Here is a 23,374-nt window from a genome sequence, read left to right as displayed (position 1 = left end):
CAGCAATTATCGGCGTCGCTCTATTTTCCCGTCCTGTGCACTGATAGCCTGCTTAAAACCACCTTTTGCAGGGATATCGCATGTCATCCTCTTTGGCCGAATTAAGTACCGAACAGCAACACTGGAAGCGTAATTTGTGGGTGTGCGTACTGGGGTCGTTCACAACCCTGGTGGCGATGACCTTGCTGCTGCCGTTTTTACCACTCTATGTGCAGCAGCTTGGCGTCCAGACACCCGCGGCGATTGCGCACTGGTCTGGCGTAGCCTACGGCGCCACCTTTTTTAGCGCGGCGCTGACGGCGCCTTTATGGGGCAAACTCGCCGATCGCTATGGCCGCAAGCTGATGCTGATTCGGGCCAGTCTGGGCATGGCGATTGCGATGTCACTGTTAGGCATGGCCACCACGCCGTGGCAATTGGTCGCGCTGCGCCTGCTGGCCGGGCTGCTGGGTGGCTACGCGTCGGGGTCCACCATTCTGGTGGCGGCGCAAACGCCAAAAGCGCACACCGGCTGGGCGCTGGGCATGCTCTCCGCAGGCATTATGGCCGGTAGCGTTGTGGGTCCGCTGCTGGGGGGCGTGTTGCCGCCGCTGATTGGCATCCGGCAGACCTTTTGGCTCACCGGCGCGGTGATTTTTCTCGCCTTCCTCGCCACGACCTTCCTGCTGAAAGAGTCGCCGCCGCGTGCCGTCAACCAGCGCGCCCCTGCGGCGTCTGACGATGCTACACGCCTTAATTTACCGCTGGTACGGGTGATGTGGCTGTGCGGGATGCTGTTGATTTTCGCCAATATGTCGATTGAACCGATCATCACCCTTTACCTCGCCCGCTTTGTTGAGGGCGATCGGGCCGTCACGCTGCACGCGGGCCTCGTGATCGCGGCAGCGGCACTGGGCAGCATTCTCTCTGCGTCACGCTTGGGTCGCCTGGCCGATCGTATCGGGCACTTTCGCGTCTTGATTGGTGGGCTACTGGTCTGCGCCATCCTGCTGATCCCCCAGGCGTTTATCACCGCCGCCTGGCAGCTGGTGGTGTTGCGCTTCCTGATGGGCATGGCGCTGGGAGGGTTGATGCCGTGCATCACCGCGCTGATCCGTCACCACGTTCCGCAAAATCAGGTGGGCAAAATGCTGGGTTACTCCACCTCCACGCAGTATATCGGGCAGGTTACCGGCCCGCTGTTTGGCGGCTTTGTCGGCGGCAGCGTGGGCATGTCGCCGGTTTTTCTGGCCACCAGCGTGGTGATGGCGGGATGCGCGGGATTGGCCATGGCGATGGCCAGGCGCTGCGGGCGTTCGGCCCGCAAAGCCGATGAGTCGTGAGCGGGTTCCGGCCGCTCAGTCGGCATTGCTCTGAGCGGGTTCCGGCCCGCTATGCCGGTCTTTACTGAACCCTGAGCGGGTTCCGCCCGCTAACCGCACGGGAGTTCCAGCCGCCCCGCTGCGGCGTACGGGCAAAGGGCCGATGGGCGCGGCCCTTTGCAATCCGCGCCCTGCGCCAGCCTCCGCTGTTCCCTCACTCCGCCGCGCCAGCCTCACGGACCGCGCGGATTCGCCATCCCTGGCTCATTCCGCCCTCTCAGCGGCATCCATGCCGCTTCGTCCTGGCCGTCACGCTCCGTTCGGCGCTCCGGATGGCGCCACAAACCTCGCCTTTAAGAGTCTTTTCTGTTTTTTGTCTGGGGTTGTCTGGGTGGCCTTAAGCTGGTCTGCGAAGACAGTGGCTGGCTGAAAAAACAGAAAACACATGGCAGAACCGGCTTCTGGTTAACACCCCCGTGGGCGGAATGGTACTTAAAAGTCTTTCAGCCACGCACTGGCGTCTAAATACAAAAAACACGAAAGAAGGATTTTGCTTAACGCCGCGCGGTGCGGATGCACCTTGAAAATCTTCCCGCCGCGCGGCGGCTGCGAAAAACATAAAAGACCTACAGCGAGGTTTGGTAGCGCCATCCCCACTCGCTGAACGAGTGAGGCCTTCCAGGACGAGCGGCATGGATGCCGCGAGAGGCGGCGTTGAGCAGGAGCGAATCGACGCCGGTCCGTCAGGAAGGCTGAGGGAGTGAAGGCACCGCGCAGCGGCGAGTGGGGCTGGCGCAGGGCCGGGGAGTGCAGAGGGCGCGGCCTGGCGCCCTCTGCTCGGTCGCCGCAACGCGGCAAAGGCACCTGCCGGTGCCATGGCGAACGAAAGAGGCACCGCGCCAGCGAAAAGGCACCTGCCACAGCCTGTGGCGAACGAAAGCAGCACCGCGCCAGCGAGAAAGCGCCCGCCACTGCAAGTGGCAAAAGCCCCGCCACAGCGCGTGGCACCCCAAGCTGCTGCCTGCGGCAAAACACGTTTGCGACGTGTGCCGCCCAATCCCGACAACGTAAACGGTTGCGGAGTTCCGTTCACTACATGGCCTTTATGTGATCTGCATCACAATATAAGTGAATCCAATTGCAACACTTTTTGACAAACGTGATCAAAATCTATTTTCTATCGCACTGTTACGGGCACATTACACCGCCTAACGATCCGGCATATGAGACCGGTAAAAAAACCCTTTCTGTCCATCCCCTGGGATCGATTTCACCCGATCGCTGCCCCACGCTGCGATCATGAGCAAGTGGTTAATGATAATGAAATTTAAAGCACTGATAGCAGGGGCCGTTCTGGCCTGTGGTTTGGCGGGTAACGCGCAAGCAGAAAGCGATCCGCAATACCTTTCTGACTGGTGGCACCAGAGCGTTAACGTGGTGGGCAGCTATCACACGCGCTTCGGGCCGCAGTTCAACAATGACGTGTATCTCGAATACGAAGCCTTCACCAAAAAAGAGTGGTTCGACTTTTACGGCTACGTTGACCTGCCCAATTTCTTTGGCGCGGGCAACAGCAACGCCAATGGCATTTTCGATCACGGTTCGACGATGTTCATGGAAATTGAACCGCGCTTCTCCATCGACAAGCTCACCGGCACCAATCTGGCTTTTGGTCCGTTCAAAGAGTGGTACTTTGCCAACAACTACATCTACGACATGGGCCGCAACGACAGCAGCCGTCAAAACACGTGGTACATGGGTCTGGGCACCGATATCGACACCCATAGCGATGTCGGCCTCTCGCTGAACGTGTATGCCAAATACCAGTGGCAAAACTACGGCGCAGCCAACGAAAACAGCTGGGATGGTTATCGCTTCAAGGTGAAATACTTTGTGCCAATTACCGATCTCTGGGGCGGTAAGCTGAGCTATATCGGCTTCACCAACTTCGACTGGGGTTCCGATCTGCGCGACAAGTCTGACCGTTCACGCACCAGCAACTCGGTGGCGTCGAGCCACATTCTGTCGCTGAATTACGATCATTGGCACGTCTCTACCGTGGCGCGTTACTTCCACAATGGTGGGCAGTGGGCAGATGGCCAGGAGCTGAATTTCGGCAACGGCCCGTTTGAAGTCAAATCGACCGGCTGGGGTTATTACCTGGTCGTGGGCTACAACTTCTAATGCACCAAGGGCGACCCCGAGGTCGCCCTTTTTGCGTTACTGCTGCGCTTTTTCGACGTTGATGCGCCACGGAATGTTGAATTTATCGATAAACATGCCGAAGCCGTCAGACCAAAACGTTTTCTGCCACGGCGTGGTGACTTTCCCACCCGCAGAGAGCTTCTCGAACCACGCTTTTCCCTCTTCTACGTCAGTGGTCGACAGACTTACCGCGTAACCGGCATGCTCCGAGGCGGGCGGCTTGTGCGCGTTGCCGTCGCTCAGCATCAGTTCACCGTCACCAATACGCAAATGGGCATGCATGATTTTTTCTGGCGGCATTGGCGGTGCGGATTGATCGCCAATCTGTTCGCCCTGCTCTGGCATATCGCCAAACGTCATTTTTTGCAGGACTTCGCCGCCGGTCGCTTCCAGATAAAACGCTATCGCCTCTTCACAGCGACCATACAGAAACAAATAGGGACTCACTTGCATCGTTTCCTCCACTTATCGGTTAGGTGTTTTTTACACGCTCCCTAAGTGTAGACGATCGCGTTTTGGCCCCGTCACGGCTGGCAATAGCGGCGAAACAGCTGCGCCATATAAGCGCTCATCGGCGTCAATGCGGTCTCTTTTCGCTGGATCAGATAAAAGGTCGCCTTGGGCAAGGGATCGTCAAGATCGAGGGCGATCAGCTGACCGCCGTGGGTGGGATCTTCGATCACATCGCGCGAGATAATGCTGACGAAATCGCTCTTTGCCACCAGGCTGGTGCAGGCCATAAAGGTTTCGCACGTCACCACAATTTGCGGCGCCATGCCGCGCTCGCCGAACAGATCGTGCAGCAGCCGATAGTAGCTGCCTTGCGGCGTTGGCATGGTCCAGTCGCAGTGCTGCAACTCCGCCAGCGATCGGGCATGAGCCATGGGATGGCCTTTACGCATCACCACCTGATACTCCCGCTGCATCAGCCGTTCAAACACCAGCTCCTGATCGAGGTGATGCTGATCGTAGGTGTTGATAGTGAAATCCAGCGCCCCTTGCCGCAGCTCGTGCACCATCGAGACCAACTGCCCTTCAACAATACGCACCTTCACGCGCGGATATTCACGGTGAAATTGCGTGATCACCTGCGGCATCACGGTGCGCGCAATGCTGCCGCCCACGCCAATGTTGACCTTGCCATCCGCCAGCCCTAGCCGCTGCTGAATATCCTCCTGCGCCACGCGCAACTCCTCCAGTACCAGGCTGGCGTGACGGAAAAAAGTGTGCCCGACGTCGGTGAGCGTCACGCCCTGCTGCCGCCGTTCAAACAGACGCGCCCCCAGCGCTTGCTCCAGCTCCTGTACGGCTTTGGTGAGCGCTGGCTGAGAGACGCCACACAGGCGGCTGGCGGCACGAATGCTGCCCAAACGGGCCACCTCGACAAAGGCACGCAGCTGATGAAGTTTGAGATTGGCCGTCATGGTGGGGTGATAACTCCTGTTTATCAGTAGCAAGATCTTCGCATCTTATGCGCGCCGGGACCATTGTGTAGATTCGGGATAATGCCTAAAAAAACACCACAAAGGAAATGCCGATGAAAACCCTTTCTGACTGCGTTAACGCGCGCATCCCCACGATGCAGCGCTGGCGTCGTGACCTGCACCACTTCGCCGAATCGGGCTGGGTGGAGTTTCGTACCGCGACCCTTGTCGCCGAGGAACTGCACCGTCTTGGTTATCAACTGACGCTGGGGCGGGCGGTGATTGATGCCGACGCGCGCATGGGGTTGCCGTCTGAAGCGGTGCTGGCGCAGCAGGAGCAGCGGGCGCTGGCGCAGGGCGCGTTACCGCAGTGGCTGCCACACTTTTCGGGCGGCTTCTGCGGCGTGGTCGCCACGCTGAACACCGGGCGCCCCGGTCCGGTGATGGCCTTCCGCGTGGATATGGATGCGCTGGATCAGAACGAGAGCAGCGCGGCCGATCATCTGCCTACGCGGGAAGGGTTCGCCTCCTGTAATCCCGGCATGATGCACGCCTGCGCCCACGATGGACACACCGCCATTGGCCTGGCGCTGGCGGGTGTGCTCAAAGAGATGGAGCACCGGCTGAGCGGCACCATTAAGCTGATTTTTCAGCCCGCCGAAGAGGGCGTGCGCGGCGCTAAAGCCATGGTCGCGGCGGGCGTAGTGGATGATGTCGATCTGTTTACGGCCATTCACCTTGGCACCGGCGTACCGGCAGGGGAAATCGTCTGCGGCAGCGACAGCTTTCTCGCCACCACCAAGCTTGACGTCACCTTCACCGGCGTGGGCGCGCACGCGGGCGGGAATCCTGAACAAGGACGCAACGCCTTGTTGGCCGCCGCGCAGGCGACGCTGGCGCTGCACACGCTGCCGCAGCACAGCGGCGGCGTGGCGCGCGTCAACGTGGGCGTATTACAGGCAGGCAGCGGGCGCAACGTGGTGGCAGACTGCGCGCTGATGAAAGTGGAAACCCGCGGCGCCAACAATCAGGTCAACGACGATATTTACCAGCAGGCGCAGCGCGTAATTGCCGGCGCAGCGGCGATGTACGGTGTGGAACACGCCATCACGCTGATGGGCGGCGCGCGGAGCTGTGCCCCCAGTCCGGCTTGGGTCGCCTTCATTCACCAGCAGGCAGCAGCGCTGGGGCTGTTTCGCTCGGTGGTGGATACCAAAGCGCAGGCGGCCGGTTCCGAAGATGCCACCTACATGATGGAACGGGTGCAGCAGCGCGGCGGCCAGGCCTCTTACGTGATTTTCGGCTGCGATCTGGCTGCGGGCCACCACAACGCCCGCTTTGATTTCGATGAAACCGTTATGGCCGCAGCGGTGCAGACGCTGGCCACGCTGGCGCTGAATCAGGCGCAGTTTGGCGGTGCACGATGAGCCACCACGACTTTATCGAGCGCTATATTGATGCGCACCAGGCGCGCTTTACCGCGCTGAGCGATGCCATCTGGGACGTGCCGGAAACCCGCTTTGAAGAGACGCAGTCGTCCGCAATATTGGCCGACGCGCTGGCGCAGGAAGGCTTTGCCGTTGAGCGCGGCGTGGGCAACATCGACACCGCCTTTATTGCCAGTATCGGCGAGGGCAAACCGGTGATTGCGCTGCTCGGCGAGTTTGATGCACTGGCCGGTTTAAGCCAGCAGGCGGGCTGCGCCACGCCGCAGCCGGTGGTAGAAAACGGCAACGGCCACGGCTGCGGGCATAATCTGCTGGGCACCGCCGGGCTGGCCGCGGCCTTCGCCATCAAAGCCTGGTGGGCGGAGCACGGCCAGCGTGGCACGCTGCGCTTTTACGGCTGCCCCGGCGAAGAGGGCGGATCCGGCAAAACCTTTATGGTACGCGAAGGCCTGTTCGATGACGTCGATGCGGCGCTGACGTGGCATCCCGAAGGCTTTAGCGGCATGTTCAACCTCAGTACCCTCGCTAACATCCAGGCGGCCTTCCGCTTTAAAGGCGTTGCCGCACACGCCGCCAACTCACCGCATCTCGGCCGCAGCGCGCTGGACGCCGTGACGCTCATGAACACTGGCGCAAACTTCCTGCGCGAGCACATCGTGCAGGAGGCCCGCGTGCACTATGCCGTCACCCACACGGGGGGCGCCTCCCCCAATGTGGTGCAGGCCGATGCCGAAGTGCTCTATTTGATCCGCGCGCCGCAGCGGGATCAGGCGCAGGACATTTACCAGCGCGTGATCAACATTGCCCGCGGCGCGGCGCTAATGACCGACACCCAGATGACCGTGCGCTTTGATAAAGCCTGCTCCAACTACGTACCAAATCGCGCGCTGGAAGCGGTGATGGAGCGTAATTTGCATCAGTTCGGCTTGCCGGATTACAGCGCTGAGGAGCACGCGTTCGCCGCCGCCATCCGCGCTACCCTGACCAAAGATGATCTCGAGAATGCCCGGCTCAACGCGGCACGCACCGGCGGTGATGCCGGACGCGCGTGGACGGCATCGCTCGGCGAGAAAGCGCTGATGGACGAGGTGGCGCCCTATGCGGTCACGCACGACCTGCTGTACGGCTCGACCGATGTCGGCGATGTGAGCTGGGTGACACCCACCGCGCAGTGCTTCGCGCCCTGCTTCGCGTTTGGTACGCCGCTGCACACCTGGCAATTGGTGGCGCAGGGGCGCACCGCGATCGCCCATAAAGGCATGTGCCTGGCGGCCAAAGTGCTGGCGGCCACGGCGCTGACCTTGCTGCTCGACGAGGCCACGCTGGCGCGCTGTCGGGCCGAGTTCATGCAGGTTCGACAGGCGCAGCCGTATGTCTGCCCGATCCCGGCCGAGGTTACCCCCTCCAGGTTGTCATCCTGAGTTTTACCCGCGCCGTCTGGCGCGGGCGCACCACCCACAATAAAAAATAGCCCCCACAGGGGGCCTGCAAACCCAACTGACAAGACGACATGAGGATATACCGATGGAAGCACTGACGGCGCATCGCAGCCCGGGGAAGGTCTTTAGCTGGATTGAACGCGTGGGCAACAAAGTGCCCAACCCTTTTCTCCTGTTCGTGTATCTGATTGTGGTGCTGATGGTCGCGACTGCGATCCTCAGCGCGCTGGGAGTGGCGGTGAAAAACCCCGCCAACGGCGAGCTGGTGCGGGTCAATAACCTGTTAAGCGTGGCGGGTATTCAGTGGATCCTGCCCAACATCATTAAGAACTTCAGCGGCTTTACGCCGCTGGGCTCGATTCTTGCGCTGGTGATTGGCGCCGGATTAGCGGAGAAGGTGGGCCTGCTGCAATCGCTCATGGTCAAAATGGCCTCGCGCGTCAGCCGCCGCTACGCCAGCTACATGGTGCTGTTCATTGCCTTTTTTAGCCATATTTCTTCCGATGCCGCGCTGGTGGTGATGCCGCCACTGGGCGCGCTGATTTTCCTGGCCGTCGGGCGCCATCCCGTGGCCGGATTGCTGGCGGCGATCGCCGGCGTCGCATCCGGGTTTACCGCTAACTTGCTGATCGTGACCACCGACGTGCTGCTCTCCGGCATCAGCACCGAGGCCGCCAAAGCAGTCAGCGACACCGTACACGTTAGCGTGATCGATAACTGGTTTTTCATGGCCACCTCGGTGCTGGTGCTAACGGTGGCCGGCGCCCTGCTCACCGATAAGTTCGTTGAGCCGCGTCTGCCCGCCTGGCAGGGCGGCGTACAGGATCGGCTGCCGCCGCTCACCGCGCTGGAGAATCGTGGCCTGCGCGCAGCCGGGATCGCCGCGCTCGTTTTTATCGCGCTGGTGGCGCTGCTGGTAGTGCCTGAGCACGCGCCGCTGCGCCATCCCAAAACCGGCAGCATTATCCCTTCGCCGTTTATTCAGGGCATTGTACCGCTGATCATTCTGTTCTTTTTTGTGGTGGCGATTGCCTACGGCGCGTTCACCAGGCAGATTCGCCGCGCCGACGATATTCCGCAGCTGCTGGTAGACCCAATGAAAAGCATGGCGGGTTTTATCGTGATGGTGTTTCCGCTGTCGCAGTTTGTCGCCTTCTTTAACTGGAGCAACATGGGCAAGTTTATGGCGATTGGCCTGACCGACGTGCTGGAGAGCGCCGGTATCAGCGGTGCGCCTGCGTTTATGGGGTTAATGTTCCTGTCGGCGTTTCTGTGTATGTTTATTGCCAGTGGCTCGGCCATCTGGTCGATTCTGGCGCCGGTGTTTGTCCCGATGTTTATGCTGCTGGGCTTTCATCCCGCGTTCGCGCAGATGATCTTCCGTATCGCAGATTCTGCCGTGCTGCCGCTGGCACCGATGTCACCGTTTCTGCCGCTGTTCCTCGGCTTCCTCCAGCGCTACCAAAAAGACGCCCAGCTCGGCACCTACTACGTGCTGATTTTCCCTTATCCGCTGGTGTTTTTCGCCACGTGGATAGTGCTGCTGCTGGCGTGGTACGCGCTCGGTTTGCCTATTGGCCCGGGTGTCTATCCGCAGCTGCGCTGAGGCGTTTACGCCAGGCGGGAAAAACAAAAAATCCGGGCCCAAGGCCCGGATTGAGAATGTCTCACAGACGGGAGCGTTACATAAATTCGGTTTTCACGCCCGTCTGCACCAGCACTTCCACGTCAGTGCCGCTGTGGCTATAGACGTTGTAAATCACGCCCGCCACGGTCGTCGTACCGCTCTCCTGCGCCCAGCTTCCCTCGGTAGCGTTGCCGTCCAGCAGCGTCTCCAGCCGCACCGTATCCTCGCTGTCGCCGTTGAACCGCATCTGCGTTTTGCCGTACCTCGATGAAGAGGTTTTCCTCGCCGCGCGTTAACAGCGTGGCGATATCGACGTCCAGGGTGTTTTTGATGCCGTTGGTGAGATCCACCGCCTGGCTGCCCGGCTGCTGATCCATCAAGGCGAGCGCACTGTCGCCAGTCAGAAATGAATGGGTATTAACATTCAGATGAAACTGCTGGCCCAGCGCCGACTCGTTACCCGCTGCGTCAACGGACTTCGCCCTGAAGTGCCACTGGCCATCCGCCAGCGCATCGGGAATGTCGAAATGCCAGATACCGTCCTTGTCGCTCATCAGTTCATAGCTTTTGTTGCTGCCGCTAAACCAGTTCTCATTGTTGAGCGCCAGCACCAGAATGATTTTGGTGTTTGGCGGCGCTGTGCCGTGCACCCGCGGCGTAGTGTCGTTGGTATCCTCTCCCTGAAGGAGAGGGTGAAGTCCGCCGTTATCATTCCAGGCTCCCGCCACGATTGGCGCGTCAGGGGCTTGGGTATCCACCTCGATATGAAACTGCTGGCCCAGCGCCGATTCGTTACCCTCTGCGTCAACGGACTTCGCCCTGAAGTGCCACCGGCCATCCGCCAGCGCATCGGGAATGTCGAAATGCCAGATACCGTCCTTGTCACTCATCAATTCATAGGTTTTGTTACTGCCGCTAAACCAGTTCTCATTGTCGAGCGCCAGCACCAGAATGATTTTGGTGTTTGGCAGCGCTCTGCCGTGCACCCGCGGCGTGGTGTCGTTGGTATCCTCTCCCTTAGCGATAGGGTGAAGTCCGCCGTGTTGTTCAGGGCCCCCAGGACGGCGGGAGGCGAGGGAGCTTCAACAGTGAAAGTGAACGCATCGCTCGGCTCGCTGATCTTGCCCTTGCCGTTGACCCCGCGCACCGTCAGGCTATTTTCTCCCAGCGCCAGCAGGGTCTGCGGATCCTCCCACTGCCACTTCCCGTTGGTTACCAAGGCCGTGCCCACGCGCACGCCGTTGGCGTAGATGATGACATATTCAGTATCCGCCGAGGCGCTGCCCGACAGACGCGGGTTACTGTCGTCGCTGCTGTCGCCCGCCTTGAGGGCGCCCTGCTCCGCGCCCTGGTTGTCGTACACCTCCAGCAACTGCGGTTTCGGCACGCGCGACTCGTTGATGAAAAGGGTGTATTCCAGTGACGGCTCGCTCACCCGATCAAACTGATCGGTCGCGGTGACGGTCAGTCGGTGCTCGCCGTCGCTCAGCGTCGGCGTGAAGTTCCACAGCCCGTTTTTACCCGCCTGCACGCTGCCTAGCTCCATACCGTTGCTGTACACGCGCACGATGCTGCCCGGCTCGGCATAGCCGCTAAGGGTCGGGTTACCGTCATCGGTGAAGCCCCGGTCGCCGACCGGGCCTGTTACCGCGCCGGCATTATCCATCACCAGCTGAATGAGTGGCTGCTCCGGCGGGCTAAGATCCACCACCAGTCGCGTCTGAATTGGCGCACCGGCGTTGCCCGCGGCGTCGTAGAAGCGCGCGCTCAGATTGTATGCCCCCTCGGCAAGAGCCGTTGGCAGTTCAAATTCCCAATTGCCGTCGCTATCAACCCGCGCAGTGAAAATGGATTTCGTTAATGATGATTTCGAGATACACCACATCGCCCACGCCCGTATTCCCTTGCCATTTCAGGTAGGGATCGTTGACGACGCTCTCTTTCGCTGGCTCGATCGTTTCAAAAATAGAAAATGACATCGCGTTTTTTGTTCCTGCTATCGTTTGAGGTTGAGAGCACCAATTTCAAAGCGGGAAGAGAAATTTGCTAACCAGAACGGTCTTATAAGCCATTATAGCGCGGAGATTTTAAGGCAGATTAAGGCGAGATAAGACGACAGCGCACGGCTGTCGTCTTAGTGCAGAAAAAATAACGCGGGGTATTAGTGCTCTAATACGCGGATGTCCGCACTGCCCTGCTGCGGAATATCCTGACGAATTTTTGCTACGTCTTTCGCGGTTACCGGGGTCTTCACGCTGTTGCCCCAGCTGCTGCGAATAAAGTTCACCACTTCCGCCACCTGGCTGTCGTTCAGCCGCCAGCCAAATGCCGGCATGGTAATCGCCGACGGCGCACCCTGTACGCCTGGCAGCGAGCCCCCCGCCAGCACGATGTGGATCAGCGAAGTGGGGTCGTCTGCCATCACCACCGGATTGCCACGCAGCGCAGGATAGAAACGCTGATAGCCCGATCCGTCGGTTTTATGGCAGGCTGCACAGCTGTCCACGTAGAGCGATGCGCCAGGCTGACGATCGTCGCCTTTCCACAGCGCGCGCGCGACGCTGTCATCTTGGGTAAAGGCCGTTTGGTTAGGATCTTTGGCCCCCAGCGATTTCAGGTATTTCGCGATCGCGGCGATATCCTCATCTGACAGATATTGCAGGCTGTGCTGCACCACCTCGGTCATGCCGCCAAACGCGGCGGTACGATCGTTGCGGCCGTAGCGCAGGAACTGCCGGAGTTCGTCCTCGCTCCAGCGTCCCAGTCCATCGCGGTTGTCACCGCGCAGGTTATTGGCGGTCCAGCCATCAATAGGCGCATTGCTGCCGGACAGGTAATCGCTGCCGTCATCATTGTTCAGCGCTTTCTCCTGCATGGTAAAGCTGCGCGGCGTGTGGCAGGCGCCGCAGTGGCCCAACCCCTCAACCAGATAGCGACCGCGCGCCAGCGTGGCGTCTTCCTGCGCCGCAGGCTGGAACGCCTTCACGTCGGGCGCGAAAATGCCGCGCCAGATCGCCAGCGGCCAGCGCATGGAGAGCGGCCAGGGAATATCGCTCTCTTTGTTGGCCTGGCTCACCGGCTGCACGCCGTGCATAAAGTAGGCATACAGCGCCTGCATGTCGTCATCGCTGACTACCGCGTAAGAGGGGTACGGCATCGCCGGATAGAGCGTATCGCCATTTTTGGCCACGCCATGACGCACCGCTTTTTGGAAATCGTCGTAGCTGTAGTCGCCGATACCGGTGGCGCGATCCGGTGTAATGTTGGTGGAGTAAATCGTGCCAATCGGCGTTTTCATCCCCAGTCCGCCGGCAAACGGTTTACCGTCTGCGGTGCTGTGACACGCCACACAATCCCCGGCGCGCGCCAGATACTCACCGCGCTTAATCAGCGCGTCCGACGGCGTGGCGTCCGCCAGTGCGGTCAGGGAAACGGTGCCCAGCACTAGGGCAATCAAGCTTTTGATCATGGCTGTCGTCCTTATGCCTGCACCAGCGGGCCGGGGTTTTTCAGATACTGCTCGCGGATGGCTCGGGCAGACCAGTAGCTCAGCGCCGCCACCATACCGGTTGGGTTGTAGCCCAGGCCCTGCGGGAAGGCAGAAGCCCCCGCCACGAACACGTTCGGTACGTCCCAGCTTTGCAGATAGCGGTTAACCGCGCTGGTTTTCGGATCCTCGCCCATGATGGCGCCGCCGCTCATGTGGGTGGTTTGATACACCGTGGTATCGAAGTGGGTGCCCGGCGTTTTTGCGCCGCCGATGATCATTTTGGGGTTCATCGCCTCGGTGATCTTGCGCATCTTGCCCACCATAAACTGCGCCATCTTGATGTCGTTCTCCTGCCAGTCAAAGGTCATGCGCAGCAGCGGCTGGCCGTAGGCATCTTTGTAGTTGGGATCGAGATCGAGATAGTTAGCGCGATACGACTGGTGCGCGCCGTGCGCGTCCATAGAGACGTGGTGCGTGTAGGTATCGGCCACCGCCGCTTTCCACTGGCTGCCCCAGGCGGGCGTGCCTTTTGGCGTCGGCAGTCCCGAGATCGGCTTGGTGCCGGCCTGGTTAACCCAGAATGGCGAACCGCCCACAAAGCCGTGCGGGCCGTGATCGAAGTTATCGGCGTTGAAATCATCCACCGCCACGCCCGCGCCGCCGGCGCCAATGAACGGGTTGGTGGTGGTGTTTTTGTCAAACAGCGCTTTCAGGGTCGAGAGGTTTTGATAAGCAAAGTTACGCCCGACTACGCCGTCGTTGGTGATCGGGTTATACGGCTTGCCGATGCCGGAGAGCAGCATCAGGTGCACGTTATGGAACTGGAAGGCAGAGAGGATCACCAGGTCGGCTGGCTGCACCACTTCACGCCCCTGACCGTCCAGGTAGGTGACGCCGGTGGCGCGCTTTTTGTCGTCGGTGAGGTTCACGCGCAGCACGTAAGCGTTATTGCGCAGCTCAAATTTCGGCTCCTGGCGCAGCGCAGGCAAGATATTCACATTGGGCGACGCTTTGGAGTACATATAGCAGGCATAGCCGCTGCAATAGCCGCAGAAGTTGCACGGTCCCATCTGCGCGCCGTACGGGTTGGTGTACGGACCCGAGGTGTTGGCAGAAGGCATGTCATACGGGTGATAGCCCACCGATTCAGCCGCCTGAGCAAACAGCTGCGCCGAATAGGTGCGCTTCTGCGCGGGCAGCGGGAAGTCGCTGGAGCGATCCGGCGCAAACGGGTTGCCGCCTTTTTCTTTGCCGATCACGCTGCCTTTTACCGACCAGGCGCTGCCGGAGGTGCCAAAGACTTTTTCCGCCTTATCGAAGAACGGCTCCAGCTCGGCGTAGCTCACGCCGAAATCCTGAATGGTCATGCCTTGCGGGATAAAGTTTTTGCCGTAGCGCTGCTCATAGTGGCTACGCAGGTTCAGTTCCACCGGATCAACGCGGAAGTGTACGCCGGACCAGTGCAGACCGGCGCCGCCGGTGCCGGTGCCGGGCAGAAACGCGGCCAGCTGGCGATACGGCACCGCCGTTTGCGACGCGTCATGGCGGATCGTCACCGTGCTTTTAGAGAGGTCCTGGAACAGCTTCTTGCGGATGTTATAGGTCAGTTCGTCAATGGACTGCGGGTAGGAACCATCAGGATAGGTATCGCGATGCGGGCCGCGCTCCAGCGCCACTACATTCAAACCGGCTTCGGTCAGCTCTTTCGCCATGATCGCGCCGGCCCAGCCGAATCCTACGATCGCCACATCCACTTTTTTCATTTCGTTTGCCACGGTTATGCTCTCTCCCCGCGAATATCCACCGACGGGAACGGATACCGTTCGCCGCGCTCTACCCAATCCATGAAGTCGGCGCGCGCGCCAGGGAAGCCAATGAGCTTCCAGCCCACCATGCCCTGATTGCCGCCGTGGAGGGGATCGCTGAAATAGCCCTCGCGGGTGTTTTGCAGCAGGAATGAGAAGAAGAGTTTGCTGTTGATCTGCGCAAACTGCGCCTCACCGCTTTCAAAAGCGGTGAGCATGGCGTCCTGCTGCTGACTGCTGAGATCGGCAAACACCTTGCCGTGCTGTTTCTTGCTCCAGCTGTCGGCATCGGCCAAACCCAGGCGATAAATTTGCTGCGGCACTAGCGGCAGCTGATAGCCGAGCTCTTTTGGCACGTCAGGATGAAACGGCCCCTGCATATACCAGTTGCTGCCGGTGGCGTAAGGCGTGTTCATCTGGCGGTCAATAAATTCCGGTACGCCCGCTTCCAGCGCGCCAGGTCCCCGCTCGTCATTGGGGATCAGGCGTGCCACCGCGGCGCTAATGAACGCGAACTCTTCAGCGGTGAACCAGGTGGGTTGATACTGGCGCGCGTGCTGCGGCGCTGCGGGTTGCTCAGCGGCGCTGGCTGCCATCGGCGCGACCAGCGCCCCCATCGCAGAGCTGCCTACGGCCATGGCGGGCGCAAGCGTAATGGTTCTCAGCAGAAAATCGCGGCGTGAATGGCCTTTTTTTTGTTCTGACATGACATTGCCTCAATCCGCTTCATCAGCGGGATGAAAGTTGACGCAGTTGGCATCGGTGATTATTTGTGTGATTACCGGTGAAAATGTGACTGTTACCGGTAACAGTGTGCAGGAGTTTAACACTGGGCGCGCTAAAACCTTAGCGCTTTGAAACAAATCAGCACAATTTCATTAACATCCCGTCAGCGAACGCGCGGGCTTGTAACAACAAGACATGCACCAATACAGACAAGTCATGGTAAAAACGTTATAAAATCAGAAACACACAGCGGAGTGCCTCATGTTTAAGTCTTTTTTCCCGCGGCCAACGCTGTTTTTCAGCTCGGCGGCCGTTTGGAGCCTGATTGCCATTTTTGCCTGGTTCGGCTTCTTTCATGATTTTCCTGACCGATTTTCCCTGTTTCAGGCCGCGATGCAGCAGCCGCTGCCTGCCAATGCCGGACGCTTTATCCACGCCAGCCAGCTCTGGTTTTACGCCTACTACTGGATTGTGGCGGGGCTGTTCGCCATTGCCTGGCGCATCGTGGATAACCATCCGTGGCAGCGCTGGTCGGTGTGGGGATCGATGCTGATCATCTTTGTCACCTGGTTCAGCGTGCAGGTCGGCGTGGGCATTAACGCCTGGTACGGCCCGTTTGGCGACATGATTCAGAAAGCGCTAACTAAAGCCGGATCGGTGCCGATCCATCAATTTTACCTGCAGATCCTGGCGTTTTTGGGTATCGCCTTGATCGCCGTGGTGATTGGCGTGATGAATTCATTTTTCGTCAGCCATTGGGTGTTCCGCTGGCGTACCGCCATGAACAACTACTATATGCACAACTGGCAGCGCCTGCGCCTGGTGGAAGGGGCTGCGCAGCGCGTGCAGGAAGACACCATGCGCTTTGCCAGCACGCTGCAAGACTGGGGCATCAACTTTATTCAGGCGATCATGACGCTGGTGGCGTTTTTACCGGTGCTGGTGTCGCTGTCGCACCACGTGAAAGAAGTGCCGCTGCTCGGCAATATTCCGTATGCGTTGGTGATTGCCGCGCTGCTGTGGTCGCTGTTTGGCACCGCCCTGCTGGCGCTGGTGGGCATTAAGCTACCGGGGCTGGAGTTTCGCAATCAGCGCGTGGAAGCTGCATACCGTAAAGAGCTGGTATACGGCGAAGACGATCCTGAACGCGCCTCACCGCCCACGGTGCAAATGCTGTTCAGCCGCGTGCGCCATAACTATTTCCGCCTCTACTTCCACTACCTCTATTTCAACATCACCCGCATTCTCTATTTGCAGGTGGATAACGTGTTCGGGCTGTTTGTGCTGTTTCCGTCGATTGTGGCAGGCAGCATCACGCTGGGCTTGATGAACCAGATCACCAACGTGTTTGACCAGGTGCGCTCGTCGTTCCAGTATCTGATTACCTCGTGGTCAACGCTGATTACGCTGATGTCGATCTACAAACGTCTGCGCAGCTTCGAGCGAATTTTGTCAGACATTCCCCACGATGAAATGATGCGCGAGGCCGCCGAGTAAGCGCGAGCGCCTCTCCCCAACCAGGGAGAGGCGTTTTTGCTTAGCGCGCCAGGGCCGCAAACACCTGCTCAATGGCGTAAGCGCCCGGATCTTTCACCCCGTCCAGACTGTGCTGATTGAGGTAGGCCGAGCGCCCCGCCTTCGCCTGTACCATGCTGGCCGTCGCGGCGGCCCCCTGCGCGGCGGCACGCGCTGCCGCCTCCAGCGACTCGCCCGCCACCAGCGCTTCCAGCGCCGGCTGGAGCGCGTCCACCAGCGTGCGGTGCCCCGGCTCCGCGCCGCCGTAATGCTTCATGCGCTCAAGGCCGTGCATCAACGCCTGCGGCAGCGCGCTGCCCTCTTCCAGCTGCTGCCCGGCGCTGGTGAACAGAATCGACATCAAGACGCCGCTGGAGCCGCCCATCACCGACGCCAGCTGTTCGCCAATCAGTGCCAGCAGCGTGGGCACTTCATTCAGCGGCAGCTGCTTTTCTTGCAGGCCGCGCTGGATCTTTTTCGCCCCCGCAGCAAAGGTGGAGCCGGTATCGCCGTCGCCCACTTTGGCATCCAGCGCATTCAGCTCACTCTCCAGATCGATCAGCGTCTGGGTCACTCGCGCCACGGCGTGCGCCACCTGCGCATTCTCGGAGGGGTCAAAGTCGATCAGGCTCTCTACGCGTGACGCGGCTTGCAGGTTGATGGGGGCAAAATCATACACCGGCGCCCAGCCCAGCACCTGAACGGGCGCATTGAGCGCCGTGAGAAACGGCTCTTCCAGCGCCAGCAAGGTCAGCGAAAAGCCTTTCATGTCCAGCGCGCTCACCAGCGTGGCAGGGCCGATCACGTGCGTGATGCGCGCCGCCAGCGGCGTTTGCAGCACTTCACGCGTCAGCAGCGCCAGCTCCAGCTGTGAGAAACCGCCGAGGTTGTTGATCAAGAGCAGCGCCTGTTTGCCGTCCGGCAGCGCCTGCGCCAGCTTGTCGGTCATGATGCTGCTGATGTTGCGGCTGTTTTGCGTGTCCAGCGTGATGACGCCGGGCTCGCCGTGAATGCCCATGCCCAGTTCGCTGTGCCCGGCGGCCACGCGCTCGTCACGCGTTTCGCCGGGAATGTGGCAGGTGCCAAACGCCAGACCGATGGAAAAGGTGGCCGCGATAGCGCGTTCGGCCAGCGCTTTCACCTCTTCCAGCGTGTGATTGTGCTCGGCGGCGTACCCGGCAATTTTATGCACCAGCGCGGTGCCGGCAATGCCGCGCGGCTGCGGATTATCCGGCAGTGCAATGTCGTCGCTGACCGTCACCAGCTCCACTTTGTAGCCAAGGTTCTTGGCTTTTTCCGCCGCGAGACCAAAGTTCAGGCGGTCGCCGGTGTAGTTTTTCACAATCAGCAGACAACCCGCATCGCCGGTGACGTTGATAATGGCATTGAGCACCGCGTCGACGCTGGGCGACGCAAAAATGTCCCCGCACACTGCCGCCGTCAGCATGCCTCGGCCCACAAAGCCAGCGTGCGCCGGTTCATGGCCGGAACCGCCGCCGGAGATCAGCGCCACCTTACTTTTATCCCAGTCGGCCCTTACCACCACGCGTATTTCATCGCCGAGGTCGAGGCGGCGCAGGTTATGCCAGGGCGTGCTGAGTAAAATGCCCTCGATGGCTTCGTTCACCAGATTGTTTTTTTCGTGCATAAAAAACGGGCTCATAGCTTTCTCTCCCATGGTGTTGTCGTTGTAAAAGGTAGCGCAAACGCCAAGGGAAGCGGTGAGACAAAAAGAAGAAATGCAGGGAATGGCACGGTTTAACCGCAGCAGAGAGTAAAGAGCGGGCTAACGCGGCCTGGCGTTGCAGGGACCAGACCGCGTCACAACGGCGAATTAGCGGAACACGCTAATCGCTTCCACCAGGCGGTTAGCCTGACGCGTCATACGTTCAGAGGCTTCCGCGCTCTCCGCCACGCGCGCGGCGTTGCGGTGGGTGATGTCATCGAGATCTTCCACGGCGGTGCTGACTTCACTCAGCGCCACCGACTGCTCTGCCGTGGCGTGGCTGATTTGCGCAATCAGCGACGTGACATGCTGCACTTGCCCAACAATCTCCTGCATGGTGCGACCCGCGGCGTGGGCGCTGTCGTTGCCGGACTGCACGCGGCTGGCGCTGGTTTCTACCAGCGTTTTAATTTCGCTGGCGGCTTTGGCGCTGCGCTGCGCCAGGCTACGCACTTCGCTGGCGACCACGGCAAAGCCTTTGCCCTGCTCCCCGGCGCGCGCGGCTTCCACGGCGGCGTTAAGCGCCAGGATATTGGTTTGGAAAGCAATGCTGTCAATCACGCTGGTGATGTTGGCAATCCGGCTGGCGCTGTCGGCGATATCGCCCATCATGCCCACCATCTCCTGCACCACTTCGCCACCCTGCTGCGCCACCTCGCTGGTGCGCGCGGACAGGCTGTTGACCTCTTGCGCGGTTTCGGTGTTGCTTTTCACGGTCGCCGTCATCTCATTCATGGTGGCGGCGGTTTGCTGGACGTTGGCCGCAGCCTGTTCAGTGCGCTGACTCAGCTCATTGTTGCTGCGTGCGATGGCGTCACTGGCGCTCAGCACATTAATGGCCTGACCGCTGACGTCCGCGACTAACCAGCGGAACATCAGGCCCAGCTGCCCAATGGCGCGCAGCGTGATGCCGAGCTCATCAACGCGATCGAGCTGATCAACTTTGTGGCTGGCGCCGGTGGCCACGCTCAGGGCCTGACGGCAGACGCGCTCCATCGGGCGTGAAATTTGCTGCTCGAGCCACAGGCTTGCCAGCAGCAGGAGAAGGGCCATGCCCGCAGCAAAGCAGCCGGTCTGCGTGGCGCTCATGCCCAACAGCCAGACGCTGCAAACGGAAAGCGGCAGCAGCGCGATCAGCGGAGATCGTATACGCCAGCGCAGCGGCAGCGTCTTGAGAAGCGATCCGACCCGACGCCAGCCGGTGCCAATCAACAACCCTTTATGAAAACGCCGCCCTTTGGCGCGGCCTTCGCGGAGATCGCGATAAAGCGCTTCCGTCTGGCGTACTTCCTCCGGCGATGGCTTGGTGCGCACCGACATATATCCCTGTACGCGGCCCTCTCGCACCACGGGGATCGCGTTGGCGCGCACCCAGTAATGATCGCCGTTTTTACGGCGGTTTTTTACCAGCGCGGTCCAGGGTTCGCCCTGCTTGAGCGTGGCCCACATATCGGCAAACGCTTCAGGCGGCATATCAGGATGACGCACCATATTGTGCGGTTGGCCATTCACCTCTTCCGGCGTAAAGCCGCTGACGTCAATAAAGGCGTCGTTCGCGTAGGTGATATGGCTATTGAGATCGGTGGTCGACATCAGCGTGGCATCGTCGTCAAAAACGAATTCCTGCTGCGTGACGGGCTGGTTATTACGCATGTGTTGTCCTTGCAAGACGCAAAAAGTGAAGCAAATCGATAATGCTTTTTTATCTTTTCGGCAGGGCAACAGTGGGCTTTAGCGCAGCGGAATTAATTTTCAGCCTGAATTAATAAAGGATGAACATTTCCCCCTGCGCTTAACAGGGGAATTATTGATAAATTTTGGTACTACTTTAGGGAAAAATATTCATGAAATTAACACGCTACTGTGAGCTGGCCTGACGCAGCGCGTGGCGAATGAAACCGCTATTGTTCGCCAGCAGCGCACGCGCCTCGGCAGCATCCAAACCGGCCAGCACCATCAGAATCGCGGTTTTGCAGTGGCCGTCGCACGCGCTCAGCGCCTGCTGTGCCCGGGCGTCGTCACAGCCCGTGGCCTGCTTAACGATATGGAGTTGGCGCTGCACCAGCTTCTGGTTGGTGGCCTCAACGTCCACCATCAGGTTGCCGTACACTTTGCCGCTGCGGATCATGGCGCCGGTGGTCAGCATATTGAGCACCAGCTTTTGCGCCGTGCCCGCTTTCATGCGCGAGGAGCCGGTGATCACCTCCGGCCCTACCACCGGCGTCAGGGCCACCTGCGCCGCCTGCGCCATCGGGCTGTCTGGATTGCAGCTCAGCGCAGCGGTAAATGCGCCCTGCTGTTTTGCCCAATCCAGTGCGCCGAGCACGTACGGCGTGCGCCCGCTGGCGGCGATGCCCACCAGCACGTCGCGCGCGCTAAAGTCAATGGCTTGCAGATCCTGCGCACCCTGCGCACGGTTATCTTCGGCATTCTCCACCGCCTGCAGAATCGCCGTGTGGCCGCCGGCAATCAGCCCTATCACCTGTGAACGTGGCGTGCCGAAGGTTGGCGGGCACTCACTGGCGTCGAGGATACCCAGACGTCCTGAGGTGCCGGCACCGCAGTAAATCAGCCGTCCGCCCTGGCTAAACGCTGTGACGATAGCGTCTACCACCTGCGCAATCTGCGGCACAATGGCTTCCACCGCCAGCGCCACTTTTTTATCCTCATTATTGATGACGCGCAGCATCGCCTCGGTGCTTAACTCATCAATATGTTGACTCGCTGGATTTCGCCCTTCGGTAATCATCTGACTCAGATCGAGGTGCATCAGCCACTCCTGCCATAGTTAGGTTATGCAAAAATATATAATAAATCATGTTCATTCACCTCTGACCGCATGTGGTTCGCCCATAAAAAAACCCGCCGGAAGGCGGGTTTGCGGGGTTCAGCACGGGCAAGGGTTAGCTGGCGCTTTGCGCGCGCAGCTGGCTTTCATAGGCCGCGGCCTGCTTGCTGTCGAACTGGTTTTCCCAGCGCGCAATGACCAGCACCGCCAGCGCGTTGCCGATCACGTTCAACGCAGTGCGCGCCATGTCCATGATGCGGTCGACGCCGGCAATAAAGGCGAGGCCTTCCAGCGGAATCCCTACGCTGCCCAACGTGGCCAACAGCACCACGAATGAGACGCCCGGTACGCCCGCGATGCCTTTTGAGGTCACCATCAGCGTCAGCACCAGAATGATCTCGTCACTCAGCGACAGATCGATACCGTACAGCTGGGCAATAAAGATCGCCGCAATGCTCTGATACAGAGTGGAGCCATCGAGGTTAAACGAGTAACCGGTTGGCACCACAAAACTGGTGATGGCTTTCGGCGCGCCGTAGGCTTCCATTTTTTGCATGATACGCGGCAGTACGGTTTCCGAACTTGAGGTCGAGTATGCCAGGATCAGCTCATCTTTCAGGATGCGCATCAGCGTGGTAATACGCAGTTTGCACAAGCGCGCCACCGTGCCCAGCACCACAAAGGCAAAGAACAGGATCGCGACGTACACCAGCAGTACCAGCTTCGCCAGCGGATAGAGCGAGGCGAAGCCAAAGTTAGCAATCGTCACGGCAATCAGGGCAAACACGCCCACCGGGGCATAGCGCATGATCATGTGCGTGACTTTGAACATGGTTTCCGACACCGAACGGAACACCGTCACCAGCGGATCGCGGTGCTCTGACGGCAGCGCAGACAGGCCCATGCCGAACAGCACCGAGAAGAAGATGATGGGCAGCATGTCGCCTTTCACCAGCGAGGCAAAGATATTCTGCGGGATCAGGGAGAGGATGGTCGTCACCAGGCCGTGCGGTGCGCCCTGCACTGCTTCCGTGGTGGCTTCATACTTAGAGATGTCCACCGTTGCCAGCGTTGACATATCAATGCCGCTGCCGGGTTGAAATACGTTGGCCAGCGTAATGCCGACCACAATGGCAAGGGTGGTGATCACTTCAAAATAGACAATGGTTTTGACGCCGATACGCCCGAGCTTTTTCGCGTCACCAACGCCAGCAATGCCGACAATCAGCGAAGAGATAACAATGGGCACCACAATCATCTTGATCAGATGAATAAAGATGTCGCCTGCCGGGGTGAGAATATTGGTGATTAACCATTCACGATCGTCGGGCTGATTATGCAGCACGGTCCCGACGACAACGCCGAGAATCAAGGCAATTAAAATTTGCCAGGCCAGGGTGAGTTTAAAACCTTTCATAACGCGTTATTTCCTCAGTAAAAACCCCTTTGCTCTGCTGCGAAGGTGCAGAAGACGTGACACACAGGGAAGTGAGCAAAAGCCCGATAAAATAGAGGGTTATAATGGGCTGCAGTGCAGTAAACCGTGCGGGCATTTTGCGCCTGCGTGATGCAGCAGCCTGAGTTGATACCTGCTGAACAGCGGCGAGATAAGTACCATTTTCACTACGGTAAATGCAACCCCCGGCGGGTTAGCGTAAAAGTTATTCAGCTTTGTAGCATAAAATGCTGACTTATGGCCTTAAACATAACTCGCTGTTATGAAAAGTGTTAATTCGATAATTTTCCGCATGACTATGCGGTTTAGGGTAAAAAACTGCCCGACGCGTTTGCCTGTTTTTTAGCCACCGCGCCCGCTATCCCAAGCGCAGCCCGAGGCTTTTTGCGTGCGATAAATACGCACAAATACCGCCATTTTTACC

At 59.5% G+C, this 23,374-nt stretch carries 18 protein-coding genes; 6 read left to right on the top strand and 12 right to left on the bottom strand.

The features are described 5' to 3' along the window. Positions 1-80 precede the first annotated feature (80 nt). Together LU196_RS09420 and LU196_RS09415 are read left to right on the top strand one after the other, a co-directional pair. Positions 81-1,322 (top strand): MFS transporter, encoded by a 1,242-nt coding sequence (locus tag LU196_RS09420; protein WP_232759040.1) that lies wholly within the window; start codon positions 81-83, stop codon positions 1,320-1,322. Between the two features lie 1,299 nt (positions 1,323-2,621). Next, complete coding sequence (locus LU196_RS09415; protein ID WP_232759039.1) at positions 2,622-3,485, top strand: nucleoside-specific channel-forming protein Tsx; 864 nt, start codon at positions 2,622-2,624, stop codon at positions 3,483-3,485. 36 nt (positions 3,486-3,521) lie between these two features. Here LU196_RS09415 and yjdN read toward each other — a convergent pair whose 3' ends face one another. Then, positions 3,522-3,959 (bottom strand): VOC family metalloprotein YjdN, encoded by a 438-nt coding sequence (yjdN, locus tag LU196_RS09410; RefSeq protein WP_232759038.1) that lies wholly within the window; start codon positions 3,957-3,959, stop codon positions 3,522-3,524. A gap of 71 nt (positions 3,960-4,030) precedes the next feature. Next, the gene (locus LU196_RS09405) at positions 4,031-4,930 is read right to left on the bottom strand and encodes a LysR family transcriptional regulator (protein WP_232759037.1); all 900 of its coding nucleotides are present in this window, start codon (positions 4,928-4,930) and stop codon (positions 4,031-4,033) included. A gap of 113 nt (positions 4,931-5,043) precedes the next feature. On the opposite strand from LU196_RS09405, the gene LU196_RS09400 reads away from it, so the two are divergent. The 3 genes from LU196_RS09400 to abgT all read left to right on the top strand — a co-directional run bounded on the left by LU196_RS09400 (position 5,044) and on the right by abgT (position 9,423). After that, positions 5,044-6,357 (top strand): amidohydrolase, encoded by a 1,314-nt coding sequence (locus LU196_RS09400; protein ID WP_232759036.1) that lies wholly within the window; start codon positions 5,044-5,046, stop codon positions 6,355-6,357. Further along, a complete protein-coding gene (locus LU196_RS09395) occupies positions 6,354-7,799 on the top strand; it encodes a M20 family metallopeptidase (protein WP_232759035.1) in 1,446 nt (481 codons plus the stop codon). Before LU196_RS09400 ends, LU196_RS09395 begins: the two co-directional genes overlap by 4 nt. A gap of 103 nt (positions 7,800-7,902) precedes the next feature. Continuing rightward, positions 7,903-9,423 carry a p-aminobenzoyl-glutamate transporter gene (gene abgT, locus LU196_RS09390; RefSeq protein ID WP_232759034.1) on the top strand — a complete coding sequence of 507 codons (1,521 nt, stop codon included), beginning with the start codon at positions 7,903-7,905 and terminating at the stop codon, positions 9,421-9,423. Positions 9,424-9,560: 137 nt separating this feature from the next. Here abgT and LU196_RS09385 read toward each other — a convergent pair whose 3' ends face one another. From LU196_RS09385 to LU196_RS09360, 6 genes are all read right to left on the bottom strand, one after another. Further along, positions 9,561-10,391, bottom strand: coding sequence for an Ig-like domain-containing protein (locus LU196_RS09385; RefSeq protein ID WP_232759033.1), 831 nt, complete (start codon positions 10,389-10,391; stop codon positions 9,561-9,563). Beyond that, on the bottom strand, positions 10,334-11,329 hold the full coding sequence (locus LU196_RS09380; RefSeq protein ID WP_232759032.1) for an Ig-like domain-containing protein: 996 nt from the start codon (positions 11,327-11,329) through the stop codon (positions 10,334-10,336). Before LU196_RS09380 ends, LU196_RS09385 begins: the two co-directional genes overlap by 58 nt. Continuing rightward, positions 11,274-11,423, bottom strand: a complete 150-nt coding sequence (locus LU196_RS09375; RefSeq protein ID WP_232759031.1) for a hypothetical protein — start codon at positions 11,421-11,423, stop codon at positions 11,274-11,276. Before LU196_RS09375 ends, LU196_RS09380 begins: the two co-directional genes overlap by 56 nt. Before the next feature lie 182 nt (positions 11,424-11,605). Beyond that, the gene (locus LU196_RS09370; RefSeq protein WP_232759030.1) at positions 11,606-12,913 is read right to left on the bottom strand and encodes a cytochrome c; all 1,308 of its coding nucleotides are present in this window, start codon (positions 12,911-12,913) and stop codon (positions 11,606-11,608) included. An 11-nt stretch (positions 12,914-12,924) separates the two neighbouring features. Then, complete coding sequence (locus LU196_RS09365; protein WP_232759029.1) at positions 12,925-14,709, bottom strand: GMC family oxidoreductase; 1,785 nt, start codon at positions 14,707-14,709, stop codon at positions 12,925-12,927. Between the two features lie 2 nt (positions 14,710-14,711). Continuing rightward, on the bottom strand, positions 14,712-15,446 hold the full coding sequence (locus LU196_RS09360) for a gluconate 2-dehydrogenase subunit 3 family protein (protein WP_232759028.1): 735 nt from the start codon (positions 15,444-15,446) through the stop codon (positions 14,712-14,714). A gap of 280 nt (positions 15,447-15,726) precedes the next feature. Here LU196_RS09360 and sbmA point away from each other — a divergent pair, with 280 nt between their 5' ends. Next, positions 15,727-16,962 carry a peptide antibiotic transporter SbmA gene (gene sbmA, locus LU196_RS09355; protein ID WP_232759027.1) on the top strand — a complete coding sequence of 412 codons (1,236 nt, stop codon included), beginning with the start codon at positions 15,727-15,729 and terminating at the stop codon, positions 16,960-16,962. 40 nt (positions 16,963-17,002) lie between these two features. Here sbmA and LU196_RS09350 read toward each other — a convergent pair whose 3' ends face one another. The 4 genes from LU196_RS09350 to gltP form a co-directional block, all read right to left on the bottom strand. After that, entirely contained in the window at positions 17,003-18,643 is a 1,641-nt protein-coding gene (locus LU196_RS09350; protein ID WP_232759026.1) for a dihydroxyacetone kinase subunit DhaK, read from the bottom strand. A gap of 171 nt (positions 18,644-18,814) precedes the next feature. Beyond that, positions 18,815-20,359 (bottom strand): PAS domain-containing methyl-accepting chemotaxis protein, encoded by a 1,545-nt coding sequence (locus LU196_RS09345; protein WP_232759025.1) that lies wholly within the window; start codon positions 20,357-20,359, stop codon positions 18,815-18,817. Positions 20,360-20,564: 205 nt separating this feature from the next. Beyond that, positions 20,565-21,476, bottom strand: a complete 912-nt coding sequence (murQ, locus tag LU196_RS09340; protein WP_232759024.1) for an N-acetylmuramic acid 6-phosphate etherase — start codon at positions 21,474-21,476, stop codon at positions 20,565-20,567. A gap of 133 nt (positions 21,477-21,609) precedes the next feature. Beyond that, positions 21,610-22,911 (bottom strand): glutamate/aspartate:proton symporter GltP, encoded by a 1,302-nt coding sequence (gene gltP / locus LU196_RS09335; protein ID WP_232759023.1) that lies wholly within the window; start codon positions 22,909-22,911, stop codon positions 21,610-21,612. Positions 22,912-23,374: the final 463 nt, after the last annotated feature.

This window comes from Pantoea sp. Mb-10 (assembly GCF_021272205.1).
Taxonomy (GTDB): Bacteria; Pseudomonadota; Gammaproteobacteria; order Enterobacterales; family Enterobacteriaceae; genus Pantoea.
The sequence above is the reverse complement of the archived record's forward strand: the minus strand, read 5'-3'. Positions and strand labels throughout refer to the sequence as shown.